The 14,252-nt window shown below is 35.4% G+C and carries 16 protein-coding genes; 9 read left to right on the top strand and 7 right to left on the bottom strand.

Annotation, left to right across the window (positions count from 1 at the left end):
• Positions 1-232 precede the first annotated feature (232 nt).
• Positions 233-1,714 (top strand): methyl-accepting chemotaxis protein, encoded by a 1,482-nt coding sequence (locus tag DS745_RS18655; protein ID WP_129079723.1) that lies wholly within the window; start codon positions 233-235, stop codon positions 1,712-1,714.
• Positions 1,715-1,758: 44 nt separating this feature from the next.
• Here DS745_RS18655 and ald read toward each other — a convergent pair whose 3' ends face one another.
• From ald to DS745_RS18635, 4 genes are all read right to left on the bottom strand, one after another.
• Positions 1,759-2,883 carry an alanine dehydrogenase gene (gene ald / locus DS745_RS18650; protein ID WP_129079722.1) on the bottom strand — a complete coding sequence of 375 codons (1,125 nt, stop codon included), beginning with the start codon at positions 2,881-2,883 and terminating at the stop codon, positions 1,759-1,761.
• 181 nt (positions 2,884-3,064) lie between these two features.
• A complete protein-coding gene (locus DS745_RS18645; RefSeq protein WP_161568314.1) occupies positions 3,065-3,277 on the bottom strand; it encodes a KTSC domain-containing protein in 213 nt (70 codons plus the stop codon).
• A gap of 74 nt (positions 3,278-3,351) precedes the next feature.
• A complete protein-coding gene (locus DS745_RS18640; protein ID WP_129079720.1) occupies positions 3,352-3,585 on the bottom strand; it encodes a thioredoxin family protein in 234 nt (77 codons plus the stop codon).
• Between the two features lie 259 nt (positions 3,586-3,844).
• Positions 3,845-5,113, bottom strand: a complete 1,269-nt coding sequence (locus DS745_RS18635) for a sensor histidine kinase (protein ID WP_161568313.1) — start codon at positions 5,111-5,113, stop codon at positions 3,845-3,847.
• Positions 5,114-5,280: 167 nt separating this feature from the next.
• Between DS745_RS18635 and DS745_RS18630 the strand changes: the two genes are divergently transcribed.
• Genes DS745_RS18630 through yidC form a run of 3 tightly spaced genes read left to right on the top strand, consistent with a single transcriptional unit; the run spans position 5,281 to position 6,705 of the window.
• A complete protein-coding gene (locus DS745_RS18630; RefSeq protein WP_129079718.1) occupies positions 5,281-5,565 on the top strand; it encodes a hypothetical protein in 285 nt (94 codons plus the stop codon).
• 41 nt (positions 5,566-5,606) lie between these two features.
• Positions 5,607-5,918 (top strand): hypothetical protein, encoded by a 312-nt coding sequence (locus DS745_RS18625; protein WP_129079717.1) that lies wholly within the window; start codon positions 5,607-5,609, stop codon positions 5,916-5,918.
• Positions 5,908-6,705 (top strand): membrane protein insertase YidC, encoded by a 798-nt coding sequence (yidC, locus tag DS745_RS18620; protein ID WP_129079716.1) that lies wholly within the window; start codon positions 5,908-5,910, stop codon positions 6,703-6,705. Before DS745_RS18625 ends, yidC begins: the two co-directional genes overlap by 11 nt.
• A 648-nt stretch (positions 6,706-7,353) precedes the next feature.
• Here the strand turns inward: yidC and DS745_RS18615 are convergent.
• The gene (locus tag DS745_RS18615; protein ID WP_129079715.1) at positions 7,354-8,061 is read right to left on the bottom strand and encodes a Crp/Fnr family transcriptional regulator; all 708 of its coding nucleotides are present in this window, start codon (positions 8,059-8,061) and stop codon (positions 7,354-7,356) included.
• Positions 8,062-8,281: 220 nt separating this feature from the next.
• On the opposite strand from DS745_RS18615, the gene pcp reads away from it, so the two are divergent.
• Both pcp and DS745_RS18605 read left to right on the top strand, forming a co-directional pair.
• Positions 8,282-8,905, top strand: coding sequence for a pyroglutamyl-peptidase I (gene pcp, locus DS745_RS18610; protein ID WP_338324555.1), 624 nt, complete (start codon positions 8,282-8,284; stop codon positions 8,903-8,905).
• Between the two features lie 130 nt (positions 8,906-9,035).
• Positions 9,036-9,332: an IDEAL domain-containing protein gene (locus DS745_RS18605; protein ID WP_129079713.1), complete on the top strand. Its 297-nt coding sequence runs from the start codon at positions 9,036-9,038 to the stop codon at positions 9,330-9,332.
• A gap of 82 nt (positions 9,333-9,414) precedes the next feature.
• On the opposite strand, the gene arsA is transcribed toward DS745_RS18605, so the two are convergent.
• Both arsA and arsD read right to left on the bottom strand, forming a co-directional pair.
• Positions 9,415-11,184, bottom strand: a complete 1,770-nt coding sequence (gene arsA, locus DS745_RS18600; RefSeq protein WP_129079712.1) for an arsenical pump-driving ATPase — start codon at positions 11,182-11,184, stop codon at positions 9,415-9,417.
• Positions 11,185-11,266: 82 nt separating this feature from the next.
• Complete coding sequence (gene arsD / locus DS745_RS18595; protein WP_129079711.1) at positions 11,267-11,629, bottom strand: arsenite efflux transporter metallochaperone ArsD; 363 nt, start codon at positions 11,627-11,629, stop codon at positions 11,267-11,269.
• A 134-nt stretch (positions 11,630-11,763) separates the two neighbouring features.
• Between arsD and DS745_RS18590 the strand changes: the two genes are divergently transcribed.
• The 3 genes from DS745_RS18590 to arsC are packed head-to-tail and all read left to right on the top strand — an operon-like array spanning position 11,764 to position 13,650.
• Positions 11,764-12,102, top strand: a complete 339-nt coding sequence (locus DS745_RS18590; protein ID WP_129079710.1) for an ArsR/SmtB family transcription factor — start codon at positions 11,764-11,766, stop codon at positions 12,100-12,102.
• A 21-nt stretch (positions 12,103-12,123) separates the two neighbouring features.
• Complete coding sequence (gene arsB / locus DS745_RS18585; protein WP_129079709.1) at positions 12,124-13,191, top strand: ACR3 family arsenite efflux transporter; 1,068 nt, start codon at positions 12,124-12,126, stop codon at positions 13,189-13,191.
• A gap of 39 nt (positions 13,192-13,230) precedes the next feature.
• A complete protein-coding gene (arsC, locus tag DS745_RS18580; protein WP_129079708.1) occupies positions 13,231-13,650 on the top strand; it encodes an arsenate reductase (thioredoxin) in 420 nt (139 codons plus the stop codon).
• Positions 13,651-14,252: the final 602 nt, after the last annotated feature.

Genomic DNA, 14,252 nt, shown 5'->3' with positions numbered 1-14,252 from the left:
ATACTAACTAACTTAGTTGTGAATTCTTAGTATTTTGTGTAAAAATCCGGATTTTGGGATTTTTACGAAAGCAACAAACTTTGCGAAAACAGCATTCTTATAAAACTACACAATTTGACAAATCATGAAAAAAATTGTTTTTTATTTTTAAATTTTGTGTTAATTTAAAGGTAATGAACACATATTCATCACTTTTTCAGACAAAACAAAGATTATAAAAGGGGAGACTTCAATGGCTGATCATCTACAAATAATCCAAGAGCGCAACAAGTTACTTATGAAGTTATTATGGTTTTCGTTCGGTTTAGGACTAGCTAGTAATTTCATCTCACAAGTACCATCAAGTGGAATTATTGCATTTACCATCACAGGAATTTTGGCAGTGGGAACCATTTCGTTTATGACGATAAAAAAGATTTTTGTCCAATATATCCAATATGTTGTGGTTGTTGGTTTTAGTATATTAATCTTTGTTATGGTCTTTACATCTCCAAAACTATCAAATTATTTTATGATATATGTTGCTGTTGCATTTATGACCCTATATCATAACTATCGCTCGATCGCAGCAGCATCGATCTCTGGTTTGATTTTGTCCAATTACTTCTTTTGGGCATATCGCGATGAGATGTTCTTTGGGGTTGACCATAAAGTCTTTCTATCAATGAATGTAATGTACATCGTTATTACGGGTGTATTAATATCGCAGGCAAGAATAGGCGAGAAAATGCAGCAGCAGATGGACCAACAACATAAAGCAATGTTAGAAGGAAAAGAAAAAGTAGACCAGTTATTAACAGAGGTAGGAAATTCGGTACAAGTGATAACAAATTTTAGTGAAACATTAAAAGGAAATATAGGAGCAACCGCAACAATCTCTAATGAATTAACAAGTGCTTTTGCTGAAGTAACAAAGGGCGTGGAGGCACAAGCAGTCAGTGTAGCAGATATGAATGAGTCAATGTCGAGTACGAAAGAAGTAGTCTCAAATGTTTCAAAAATATCAATGGAAATGGGCGTTATTTCCTCACAAACAAGAGATCTTACAATTACTGGTAATGACTACGTGACAGAACTCTCTTTACATATAAATCAGGTGAATGAGTCAATAGCAACATCGAGTCAATTACTAAGAGAATTAAATATACAAACGAATCAAATAGGAGACATTTTAACTTCAATAAGTGAAATCTCTAATCAAACAAACCTCTTAGCCTTGAATGCTGCCATCGAAGCAGCAAGAGCTGGAGAACATGGGAAAGGCTTCGCAGTAGTTGCCCAAGAGGTTCGTAAATTAGCTGAAGGTTCTCAGAGGTCAACAATCGAAATCAGTCAAATATTGACCGAAATTCAAGAAAAGACAATGTTAGTGACAAAACATATTGAAACAGGTGAACAATCAGTATCTACTAGTATTTCTGCTACAAAACAAACGAAGGACAATTTCGAATTAATTTTAGAGAACACGGCAAGTGTAGCTTCACAAGCTGAGAAAGTAAAAATGATGCTGTTACAACTAGAAGAAGTATCAGCGGCTATGTCAAATGAAATCGTCTCAGTATCGGGTGTTACTCAGCATTCGAGTTCTCAAACAGAAGAAATATTAGCACATGTGGAAGAACAGCATCAGCGAATAAAGACTATCATGGATTCTTTTATACAGTTAGATGATTTAACAAAACAGTTACAAGGTTTGCTTGATACTGATGCATAAAAAAAATGAGGACTCCAGGGAGTCCTCATTTTTACTTATTCAAACTAAATTCGAATGTGAAGAGCTTCTTGTACAGGAACGTAATCGTACCCTAAGTCTTTAGCAACAGCTTCATAAGTAACAGCGCCGTTTGCAACGTTTACTCCAAGCTCTAATGCTTTATTTTCAGTAACTGCAGTAAAGACACCTTTGTTAGCAATCTGTAATGCATATGGAATTGTAACATTCGTAAGAGCAATTGTTGAAGTACGTGGAACAGCTCCTGGCATGTTTGCTACTGCGTAGTGAACCACACCATGTTTTTCATATGTTGGCTCACTGTGAGTTGTGATACGGTCTACAGTTTCAAAAATACCACCTTGGTCAATTGCAACGTCAACAACTACTGATCCAGCGGACATTGTTTTGATCATGTCCTCAGTGACAAGTTTCGGTGCTTTAGCACCTGGAATAAGAACTGCACCAATAACAAGGTCAGATTCGCGGACTGCATCAGCAATGTTCAACGGATTTGACATAAGTGTGTTAACACTGCTTCCAAAGATGTCATCAAGATAACGTAAGCGCTCTGGGCTTAAATCCATAATCGTTACATCAGCGCCAAGACCAATAGCAATTTTAGCAGCGTTTGTTCCTACAACCCCACCACCAATTACTGTTACTTTCGCTCTCTTAACTCCAGGAACTCCAGCAAGTAAAATTCCTTTGCCACCTTTTGGTTTTTCTAAGAATTGCGCACCAATTTGGGCAGCCATTCTACCTGCTACCTCACTCATAGGTGTAAGTAGTGGGAGTGTACGATTTGTTTCAACCGTTTCATAAGCAATGGCGATAACACCTTTACTTGTTAATGCTTTAGCTAACTCTGGTTCAGCAGCTAAATGTAGGTATGTAAATAATACTAATCCATCTCTGAAGTACTCATATTCTGATGAAAGAGGCTCCTTAACTTTCATAACCATGTCAGCTTTGTTCCAAACATCAGCTGCAGATTCCAAAATTGTAGCACCTGCTTCAATATAATTTTCATTTGTGAAACCGCTACCAACACCAGCGTTTGTTTCAATCATAACTTCATGACCTGAATTTACGAAAGAAATAACTCCAGCAGGTGTAATCGCAACGCGATTTTCATTGTTTTTAATCTCTTTAGGTACACCAATAATCATCTGTAAATCCCTCTCTTTTTCTCTTAAATTTTTCACCAGCTTAAGTATAATTTGTTTTGATATAAGTAAGCAATTAAATTTTATCAAATTAGCTAAAAAACTTATAAAAACAGACGAAAATAGAGGCTATCTGTCATAGGGTAATGCTAAGCACTATGAAAAGTAGCCTCTAATAAATGTTTTAGTGAAGTCTTCGCTTATCATATTTCATTTCTAAACGGTCTTTTACAAATTGACTATGATCTTCAGTAGAGAGAAACCCCACGTAATCCATTGGGATTACATCGTAATAGACGTAATAATCGCCGTTGGTAAACCGAACATACAAGGAATGGGTAATATCATCATATGTTGCGGATTTAATATGTGGAGAATTAAAGTTTGTTGTTTCCAAGATCTCATCTCCTTTTTGTCCTTTTGGTCATATATTTTTACTATTCCCATTTAGGAAAAAGAGAAACATGAAATTTAAATAAAAATTAAACGCAAAATTTCTTCTTTGGAAAGTAGTTTCCCACTTGATACGACTTTCCCATTCACCACTAGTGCTGGCATATAGATAACCCCATATTTTTTTGCGTCTGGGAAGGAATCAATCTTTTCAATTTCAGCGTAAATACCTTTTGCTTCAACAGCTTCTAATACTCGTCTCTCAAAAAGTTTACAATTAATAGATGATGTCACTAGGAGTTTTATTTCCATGGTTATACCCTCCCTATTGTTTCTAAGAATACTATATAATGAACTATAAGTTAATTGAGTATTCTTTTCTGACAAAGGTGTGAATTAGGATAATTATTGGAAAAATGTTAACTAAGTGTTCACTTGTGGACCATGCCAAAAAATTCGGCAAAGCAATTATTTCCCCCGAGACAAATTAACTAATTCTAACAATTTAAATATCATTTGCTAAAAAGAAAAAGACCACTTCTCAAAAAATGAGTAGTGGCCTTTAATTATACTATGTAGTAGAAGTTTTTTTCTGGTTGGAAAATTTAAGAGTGAATTCTGTCCCACTGCCTTTTTTACTAGTCACACTGATTACACCACCAAGTGTTTGTACGATATTATATGAAACTAGCAAACCTAATCCAGTGCCTTTCTCTTTTGTAGAAAAAAATGCAGAACCAAGTTGCTCTATTTGATCACTACTTAACCCTATTCCTTGGTCTTTTACAACAATTGTAAAATAGTCCTCAAATTTAGTAAGAGCTATATTTATTTCTCCACCATCTGGCATAGCTTCAATACCATTTTTAACAAAGTTGATCATTGCCTGAATTAATTTACCTTCTTCGCCATAAAGATACGTATTCGGTTCTATTGATGAGGTCACATTTACATTATTTATTAAAGCATAAGCCTCAACGCAGTTAATAACCTTTTCAATCGATTCACTGACATTAAAGTATTTTTTTCGCTGGTCTTTTGGTTTTGCTAAAGATAAGTAATCTGTAATAATAGCTTGAGCACGATCTAATTCCCCTAGAGCTAATTGTAAAAATTGGCGCTCCTTTATCGAAATTTGTTCGTTGTTAGATATTAATTGGATAAAACCACGTGAAACAGTCATTGGATTTCGAACTTCATGTGCAATGGATGCAGCAAATTCACTGACAAGATGAAGTTGGTCATTTTTTTCAAGCTCTAACTTTAATAGTTGTTGGTCGTTTAATTTCTCTATAATAAATACCATGATGGAGGCTGTAATAGGAACGATAAATAGATATGAATACATGGCAAGAATGTTAGTAATCTCCTTAACAAATGTAGCAATAAAGAAAAAGCTCATTAAAGGGACAAAGAAAGTTGCTAAAAATGTCACAGCGATTTTTCTTCTTAAGGACAGGGAATGGAAGAATTGTCTAATTGTGAAGCCTAACAAATAGGATAGAGAAATGGTAAGTAATGAAAAATAAAAGCCATCTCCACCTAGGTAATAGCGGTACAAAATCGTAAATAAGACGATGAAAATACTAATATGTATCGGTGCAAATAATAAAGCAAATAACAGAGGTAAATAGCGTAAATCATATAAAAAACCATCTTGATAGTATATTGGAAAACTCATAGTAAGGTAAATAGAGAGAATACATACTAACCCGAAGAGGTAATTAGTGATGGTGCCATTTTTAGTTTTGGTGCGGAGTTCCCATAAAAAGTAGTACATAATGATAGGCAAAAAGATAAAAAGAACGTTTAACAAAACATCTTTTATAGATTCTGGCATAGAAAATCCCCTTACCAAATAATAGGTTATATACACATCTATCATACTTATTCTAGTAAAAAGTGTCAATAAGTGGAATGGTGCCGATTTATAACGTAAGCAAAAATGTAGTATGTATTTTTATCTGTTGGAAAAAAATATAAAAAATAAGGAAAGGAAGGTTGAGCATGAAACGTGTCTCATTAAATATTGCCATATTTTTATTAATAGCGTGGGTTGCAGCGTTATTGCTAAACATTGATATTTACCGAAAAGCAAATATAGAAGTAAGTTTATTTGGCCCGATTATTGATGGCATTTTGATTATGTTCATTGGCTTGATAGGCTACGTGCTGGTTGCAAAGTTCCATCATGCAAACGATACCCGAAAATGGGTAAACACGAGTTTAGTTTTATTAGGATTATGTACGGTCTTTATGATATCATTCTTCTATATAACGACGTTCCGTTAGCTCACGTTGTTGTTAGTAACAATTTAAGGAGGTGAGTACTGGTGGAATTCCCTTTTGATTTGTCTATTATTTGGTTATCGTTATTGCTTTCATTGCTATTATTAATGGCATATATCGTTCAGTCTGGCTATTTACCTTCTTTCAAGAGGCATAAGCTAAGAGTAAGATTGAATGAAAGTCTAAGAAATATTGAAGCCCCCATAAATGTTTTGTCAGGTCGACTTCATATTATATTTCGAAAAATACCGACAAAAGAATTAGGTAGCAATTTAATAGATGAAGACCATTGTTTCCTTCTCAAGAAACAAGTTATTTTTTCATACATTGAGGAGGAAGTTGTCTATGGGAATTAATCATCAAATACTCACGTTTAAGGTAAAGAATTTCATTTTATTATTAGTCTCAATACTTTCATTTTTAGCGCTAACAGGCTGCGGCATGGAGAAAGTACCAATTACAGCTGAAACACCTGGAGTGTTTAATCATTTCCTTGTGTACCCATTTTCTTGGTTACTTTTAAAAGCAGCTATTTTATTTGGAAATAGCTACGGACTGTCTATTATTGGAGTAACTGTTCTCATTCGAGTGGCTCTCTTACCTTTAATGGTAAAACAATCGAAAAACATGAAATTAATGAGAGAACTGCAACCAAAGCTTAACCTCTTAAAAGAAAAGTATGCAAAGAAAGATGAAGTAACGCAAAAGAAGCTTCAAGAAGAAATGATGATGTTGTTTAAATCAGAAGGTGTGAACCCCATTGGTAGTGGATGTTTACCCGTATTAATCCAAATGCCAATTATGATAGCCTTTTATTACGCAATTATGAGAACAGAGGAGTTAGCCAGACATTCATTTCTATGGTTTGATTTAGGAGCAGCTGATCCATTTTACCTCCTACCAATATTGGCAGCGCTCATGACTTACTTACAGCTAAAAGTGTCTGCTTCACTACAACCTGTAGCAAATAATCAATTAGCAATCCTAAACAATATTATGCCAGTCATGATATTAGTTTTCGCGTTAAATCTTCCTTCCGCCTTATCGTTGTACTGGGTAATCGGTGGAGTTTTCGGGATAGTTCAAACGTATTTCTTGAATATAGATCGTTCGCAGGTAAAGGAAATAGTGAAAGGTCAATAGTAAAGAATAAAGTAGAGAGTGTCCCAAAAGGGAACGCAAGACAGCCTCGCGTGACATTTGATGGCAGAGGAAGTTTTAAAAGGGAACGCAAGACAGCCTCACGTTACATTTGATGGCAGAGGAAGTTTTAAAAGGGAACGCAAGACAGCCACATGTGATAAATGAAGCGAGAAATTGTTTCAAAAGGGAACGTAAGACAGCCTTACGTGACAAAAGATTCAGAGGAAGTTTCAAAAGGGAACGAAAGACAGCCTCACGTGACAAATGAAGCGAGAAATTGTTGCAAAAGGGAACGCAAGACAGCCTTACGTGACAAAAGATGGCAGAGGAAGTTTCAAAAGGGAACGCAAGACAGCCTCACGTGACAAATGAGCGAGAAGTTGTTTCAAAAGGGAACGCAAGACAGCCTCACGTGATAAATGAAGCGAGAAATTGTTTCAAAAGGGAACGTAAGAGAGTCTCCCCTGTAAACACGTTCCATTTAGGGCTATGTAATTACTTTATAAACATTTATACGTGTCCACATTAAGTTTTATATAAGATAAAGAGGCTGAGCCTCGAAAGTCATTCTTCAATGATCTTTTGAGTCAGCCTCTACTTTTCTTTGTTATATGTCTGAACAAAGATACTTTCTTTCCCTCAAGCAATTCAAATTGTACATTCGTCATAAGGACAGTGTTCACAGCGAAGTTGTTCTTGAAGGAACTTTAAGTTATGAATCGTTATATATTTCGATTGTAACGAGATAACCCCATCATTTATTAAGGCTTTTAGAATTCTACTAATACTCTCCCTAGTAGCTCCGATATAATTTGCTAATTCTTGATTCGTTAGCTTTTTGTTAATGAAAACCCCGTCCTCACGAATTTGTCCATGTGCATGACTTAGTCGAATTAGAATTGAATAAAGTGCTCCAGTCTTTCCACAAAAAATTAAATCACGAAACTGTGAGAGAAGAATATTATGATGTTTCGAAAACCATTTCATAAATGCTAACGCAAACGATCCATTTTCTAAGCAGAGTTCTTCTAGAACGATTCGCTCAAAACGGATTAATACTGCATCCTTAATAACGTCTGCATTACATGTTGCCTTTAAGTTGTTGTACAAGCTAAACTCACCGACAAAATCATCTTTTTGTTTAAGTTGAAAGAACAGCACTTTCCCTTCGATGTTTGTCTTACTTAAACGAATTCTTCCTTTCCTTACTAAATAGATATGGGTTGGAGGGTCACCTTCTAAAAACAAGGAGCTACCACTTTTTATATAAATTTCAGTTCCCTTTCCTAGTAATAAAGCTTGTTCTTCTTTTGTCAATTCATTAAGAAAAGTCTCTTCTTCTAGATTGTCAAACATTCAGATCCCCCCAAAAAGAAAGTGGAAAACTGTTCATTTTATTTTTCTAGGGAATACAGTTCTCCAAATCAAATTTATGTGTTCTAATGGGCAATATATGTATCTTTAAAATAGCATAATGAGATCGAAAACACTGTGAATAATTTGAGAATTTTCATTTTATCAGACTCTCATTTATAATAAATTGACGTGTTAAATTAAATCCATAGAAAAAGGGGATATGATTTTGAAAGTTTTAGTAACAGGTTTTGAACCATTTGGTGGAATGGAAGTAAATCCAACTGCGCAGCTTTCACAGGCTATATCTGAAGATGAAATAAATGGTATTGAAATATACTCTGCAACCTTACCAGTTGTCTATGACTTATGTGTACAACAGTTACTTTTAAAAATAGAAGAAATTTCACCTGATGTAGTAATTAGTTGTGGCTTAGCATTTGGGAGAGCGAGTGTCACTATCGAAAGAATTGGGATTAATATTAAAGATACAGCTGGAGAAGGTCAAAAAGGAGATAATCAAGGAGATAAGCCAATTGATGAGAGAATTATACCTGATGGACCAGACGGACTTTTCTCAACATTGCCAATTCGAACAATAACAACTCAATTGAAACAGGCCGGAATTCCAGCACAAATATCAAATTCAGCGGGGACTTATATTTGTAATAATACGCTATATGGTATGCTACATTATATTATTGAGAAAAATTTGGCAATTCGAGCTGGTTTTATTCATTTTCCAGCTACCCCAGAGATGACTGTAGATAAACCGAATGTAGCAAGCATGGCTTTTGAAACGCAGCTTAATGCGTTAAGGACTATTGTAAAATCGCTAGCTGTATAAATACTTTGAACATAGATCCTCTATTGGTAGCAGTAGAGGAATTTTTTTAAACTGAATTAATTATCTAAAAAATTTGAAAGTTGAAAATAATTAGATAAATGTTTATAATAAATAAAAAGGGGGTTTTAATATGGAAAAGTACGTAATTAACAAAAAAATGCTGAGACAACTTACGGTAATGAATAACCATAGAGAGCCTTCACAACAAGTACTTGACTCCTTGTATGCCCAAATGGTCTTAGAAGTAGCTATTTATCAATTTCAAAAGTCTACAGTACAATTAGAAATTGATGCTGCTCTTATAGAAGGAAATAAGGAGCATTTTGCAACCCTTGTAGCAAAATATAATGAACTCGTAAAAAAGTACCAAAAAGGAATTCATTTAACAGAACAAGGCTTTAAATACACATTAAAATTTGATGAATAATAAAAAAAGAAGAATTATAAAGAGGCAAACTTTAAGAGTGTAAATACTAACACTTAAAGGAGCCTCTTATATTTTTGTATACCTACTGAAGCAATATCTTAACTTTTTCTACATTATCTAGTTCATCAATTTGCCAAGGTACGATCACGCATTTACTAGCTAGATTGCTTCTTACTTTATTAATCCACTCTTCTTCAGAATTAGCTCTCCCTTGAAGAATAGGATCCTCTGAATTTGCAGCTTGAAAGCTTTGGTTAATGATCCACCATTTCGGGTGAATATCTGCTCTCCTAAGGTCATCTTGAAGCCTACTTGCTTCAAAGACTGGAGTTGCTTCAGGGAGTGTTACAATGATTACGTCAGTTACCTCAGGATCACGTAACCTTGGTAAGAGCTTCTTAATATTTTCAGGCATATCTCCGTTAGAACGTGAAACTTCTTTATGGTAGGACTCAGCTGCATCTAATAAAAGGAGTGTGTGTCCAGTAGGGGCAGTATCAATAACAACAAATGTGTCTTTGGATTTATCAACAATTTTGGCGAAAGCGCGAAAAACTGCAATTTCCTCTGTACACGGTGAACGTAAATCTTCTTTAATATACTCTAGACTATCTTCATCTAGGGTAGCTGCCACCTTACTTAAGACCTCATCTCGATATAATTCAACTTCAACTTTTGGATCTATCCTACTTACAGAAAGATTTTCAAGCAATCTTTCATCGTGAATAATATTTGATAAATGTGCTGCAGGATCAGTAGTAGTCAAATGAACTTTATGACCTTCTTGAACTAATCCAATAGCTACTGCCACTGCCATCGTTGTTTTTCCAACCCCCCCTTTCCCCATTGTCATAATGACTCCATTATTTTTTTGAGAAATGGAACTAACCAACGTATTTAAAGAGGCAATCTCCTTTGCTGTATGAGAACTATTCAAAGGAACTGAGGCTAGTTCTATCGGTTCAAAAAAGCTTTTTAAGGCCTTTAATCCAGTTAAATTATAAGGTACAAGTGGTAGATAATAGCTTTGTAACTTAGATAGAAAATCTGGTTGCTGTTCTAGTGCATGCTGTTGTCGTTTCTCTAATTCCTTGGCAATCGTATCATCTGTCTTAGTTGCTTTGAAGAGACCATTCAAGATTAGTACTTGATTTGTTATACCAATATCACTAAGTTCCATTGAAGCCCGGTTTGCTTCACGTAGTGAAGAAGGCTCTGGCCTAGAAACGAGAACTAATGTCGTTTCTTCACTGTCAGAAAGTGCATGGACAGTAGTAGCATACAATTCTTTCTTTGCCGCTAGTCCTGATAAAGGTCCTAAGCAGGAAGCACCAGTCGTATTATCTTCTAAAAATGAAGACCAGGCTGTAGGTAGTTGTAACAATCGCAGAGTATGACCAGTAGGAGCAGTGTCAAAAATAATCTGATCAAATTGCTTCGTTACCTCTTGGTTCGCAAGTAAGTTTGTAAATTCATCAAAGGCTGCAATTTCAACTGTACAAGCACCAGATAATTGTTCTTCCATATTGTCTATAGCTGCCTTAGGAAGTTTACCTCGATATGGCCCTATTAAACTCTCGCGGTAATTTCTAGCTGCTTCCTCAGGATCCAGATTAGACGCAAATAAGTTTGGTACGTCCTTAATCGCTGTCGGTAAGTTCGATAATGCCTGTCCAAAAACGTCTTCAAGGTTGGAAGCAGGGTCTGTGCTTACAATTAGGACTCGACTTCCAGCTTTGGCTAAAGCTAGTGCTGTAGCGCATGCTGTTGAAGTTTTTCCGACGCCACCCTTCCCGGTAAAGAAAATATGTCTTGTTGTCGGAAGTTTATTTGGGTGAAATAGTTCCATTATGTACCATATCCTTTCTTTGGTGTGAGAGATGAGATGTAAAATGTAGAGATATCATTGCCACATTTTACATCTGATAGCATTCTTAATTCGTTTTAAAATCTAATGTTAACTTTGGTGCTTTTACTTCTAATTCACTAACTTCGATATTTAACCAAGAAGCTAATTCCGTTTTTGTTGGGTAGTTATGAGTTTTTTTAATCTTCCCATCAACGACTGTTGCAGGTAGTGCATCAACGCCTTCAGCTTCCATTAAAAGACCGATTTCACTGTTTAATACATATGGCTCCGCATTTTGAGCTAAATTATGTCTAATTACGTCATAGCCTTTATTTTGAAGTGTTGCAACATCTCTAGCTATTCTTGTTAACTCAGGATCCACTTCAGGACCACATACTCCTGTCGGGCAACAAAGGGCTGGATCAAAAATTTCAATTTTTTTCGTCATATCAGTTCCTCCTAATGATCTTTCGTCTAGTATTACCTCAAAAACATTTATGCTTTACATTAGTGTAACATAATCTACATTGACATATAAGTATATAATTATATAATATGAGTGAGAGTGAAAGGGGAGAAATAATGGAAAAGATCCAGATAGATAAAATGGCCATAGTTCTTAAGCTTTTGGGAGATAAAACTAGGTTAACAATTATCTTACTATTAAAAGAAAGTGATTGTTGTGTATGTGAGTTTGTTGAACTGTTTGATATGAGTCAGCCTTCCATTAGTCAACATGTCCGCAAACTAAAAGATGCAAATTTAATAACAGAAACCAGAAAAGGACAGTGGATTTTTTATTCGTTAAACAAAAACTCTGAATTCTATGAAACAATCCTATCAATAACCGAACATTTACCTGCGCAAGAAGAAAAGATTATTCAATTAGAAAAACTGGGTAAAAAGATTAGCTGTGATTAACAAAGGAGAGTGAGAAAGAAAATGAGTAGTGAAGCTAAAGAGAAAAAGGGAATAGGCTTTTTTGAACGCTACTTAACTGTTTGGGTAGCTATTTGTATCATAATGGGTCTTGCGATAGGGCAATGGTTACCAGCAGTACCAGAAACGTTAGCAAAATTTGAATATGCACAAGTATCGATACCAGTTGCTATCTTGATCTGGTTAATGATTTATCCAATGATGGCACAAATTGATTTTACTAGTATCGTCAATGCTGGAAAAAAGCCAAAGGGATTAGTTATTACACTTGTTGTGAACTGGTTAATTAAACCGTTTACGATGTTTTTCTTGTCTTGGATATTTTTTAAAGTCATATTTTCACCATTTATTTCAGGTGATTTAGCGACTGAATATATTGCAGGTGCGGTACTACTAGGAGCAGCACCATGTACGGCTATGGTATTCGTTTGGAGCTACTTAACAAGAGGAGATGCAAGCTATACTCTTATCCAAGTCTCTGTAAATGATTTAATTTTAATCTTTGCCTATGGACCGATCGTTATGTTTTTGCTTCGAATAAATAATGTCATTGTCCCTTATGAAACAGTGATTTTGTCTGTGGTGTTATTTATTGTTATTCCACTTGTTGCAGGATATTTATCAAGAGTTGTCTTAATTAAAAATAAAGGTAAAGAATGGTTCGAACAAGTATATTTAAAGCGCGCTGGTAAATTTACGATGGTTGGATTACTTCTAACCTTAATTATTATCTTCTCTTTCCAAGGGGATGTGATCTTAAGTAACCCGTTTCATATAGGACTAATTGCAATCCCATTAATCATACAAACATTTCTAATCTTTGTAATCGCCTATTTCTGGGCAAGGAGATGGAGACTTCAACATAATGTTGCTGCACCTGCAGCGATGATTGGAACGAGTAATTTCTTTGAACTAGCTGTTGCTGTTTCAATTGCATTGTTTGGTTTAAACTCAGGTGCAACATTAGTAACTGTTGTGGGTGTATTAGTAGAAGTGCCATTAATGCTTTATTTAGTAAAGATTGCAAACAATACACGACATTGGTTTCCAGAACCAAAAGTAGCCAAATAATAGTCGTTATTGATATAAAAACCTTAAAGGAGAATTATAATGTCTAAGAAAGTTATTTATTTTTTATGTACTGGCAACTCTTGCCGTAGTCAAATGGCCGAAGGGTTTGGTCATCATTATTTAGGTGATGAATGGGAAGTCTATTCAGCTGGAATTGAAGCTCACGGTGTAAATCCTAACGCGGTAAAAGCAATGAAAGAAATTGATATCGATATTACTAACCAAACATCGGATACGATCGACCCAGAAATATTAGCTAAAGCTGATCTTGTTGTAACGCTTTGTGGGCATGCCAATGATGTTTGTCCGGCAACGCCTAAAAATAAAGAGCGCGTTCATTGGGGCTTTGATGACCCAGCAAAAGCTGAAGGGACAGATGAAGAAAAATGGGCATTCTTCCAACGAGTCCGTGGCGAAATCGGTGATCGTATTAAAACATTTAAGGAAACTGGAAAATAAGATGTTGGAAAAGAGGTGCTAAGTTAATTAGGCACCTTTTATTTCGTGGGTAAGATAATTTAGCTGACAAGTGAGACTTAATATTTTGATCGTTGTATCCTCCTGATCTTAATAAATGCATTAGGAACATCCCTGATAACTAATCCTTCTAAAATATAGAAAGTGTACGCATTTACTTCCTTCTCGGTTACCGCATTCTCCTACAAACTGGAAAATAGGCGCATTAAGAAAGTTCTTGCTTACCGAATTCTCCTACAAACTGGAAAATAGGCGCATTAAGAACGTTCTTGCATACCAAATTATCCTATAAACTGGAAAACAGGCGCATTAAGAACGTTCTTGCTTACCGAATTATCCTATAAACTGGAAAACAGGCGCATTAAGAACGTTTTTGGTTACCGAATTCTCCCATAAATTGGAAAATAGGCGCATTAAGAACGTTTTTGGTTAGTAAATTCTCCTACAAACTGGAAAACAGGCGCATTAAGAACGTTCTTGGTTACCAAATTCTCCTACAAACTGGAAAACAGGCGCATTAAGAACGTTCTCGTTTACCAAATTCTCCTACAAACTGGAAAACAGACGCACTAAGAGCATACATT

This window comes from Anaerobacillus alkaliphilus (assembly GCF_004116265.1).
GTDB classification, from domain to species: domain Bacteria; phylum Bacillota; class Bacilli; order Bacillales; family Anaerobacillaceae; genus Anaerobacillus; species Anaerobacillus alkaliphilus.
Note: the sequence above shows the minus strand (reverse complement) of the source record. Positions and strands in the feature narration are given on the sequence as shown.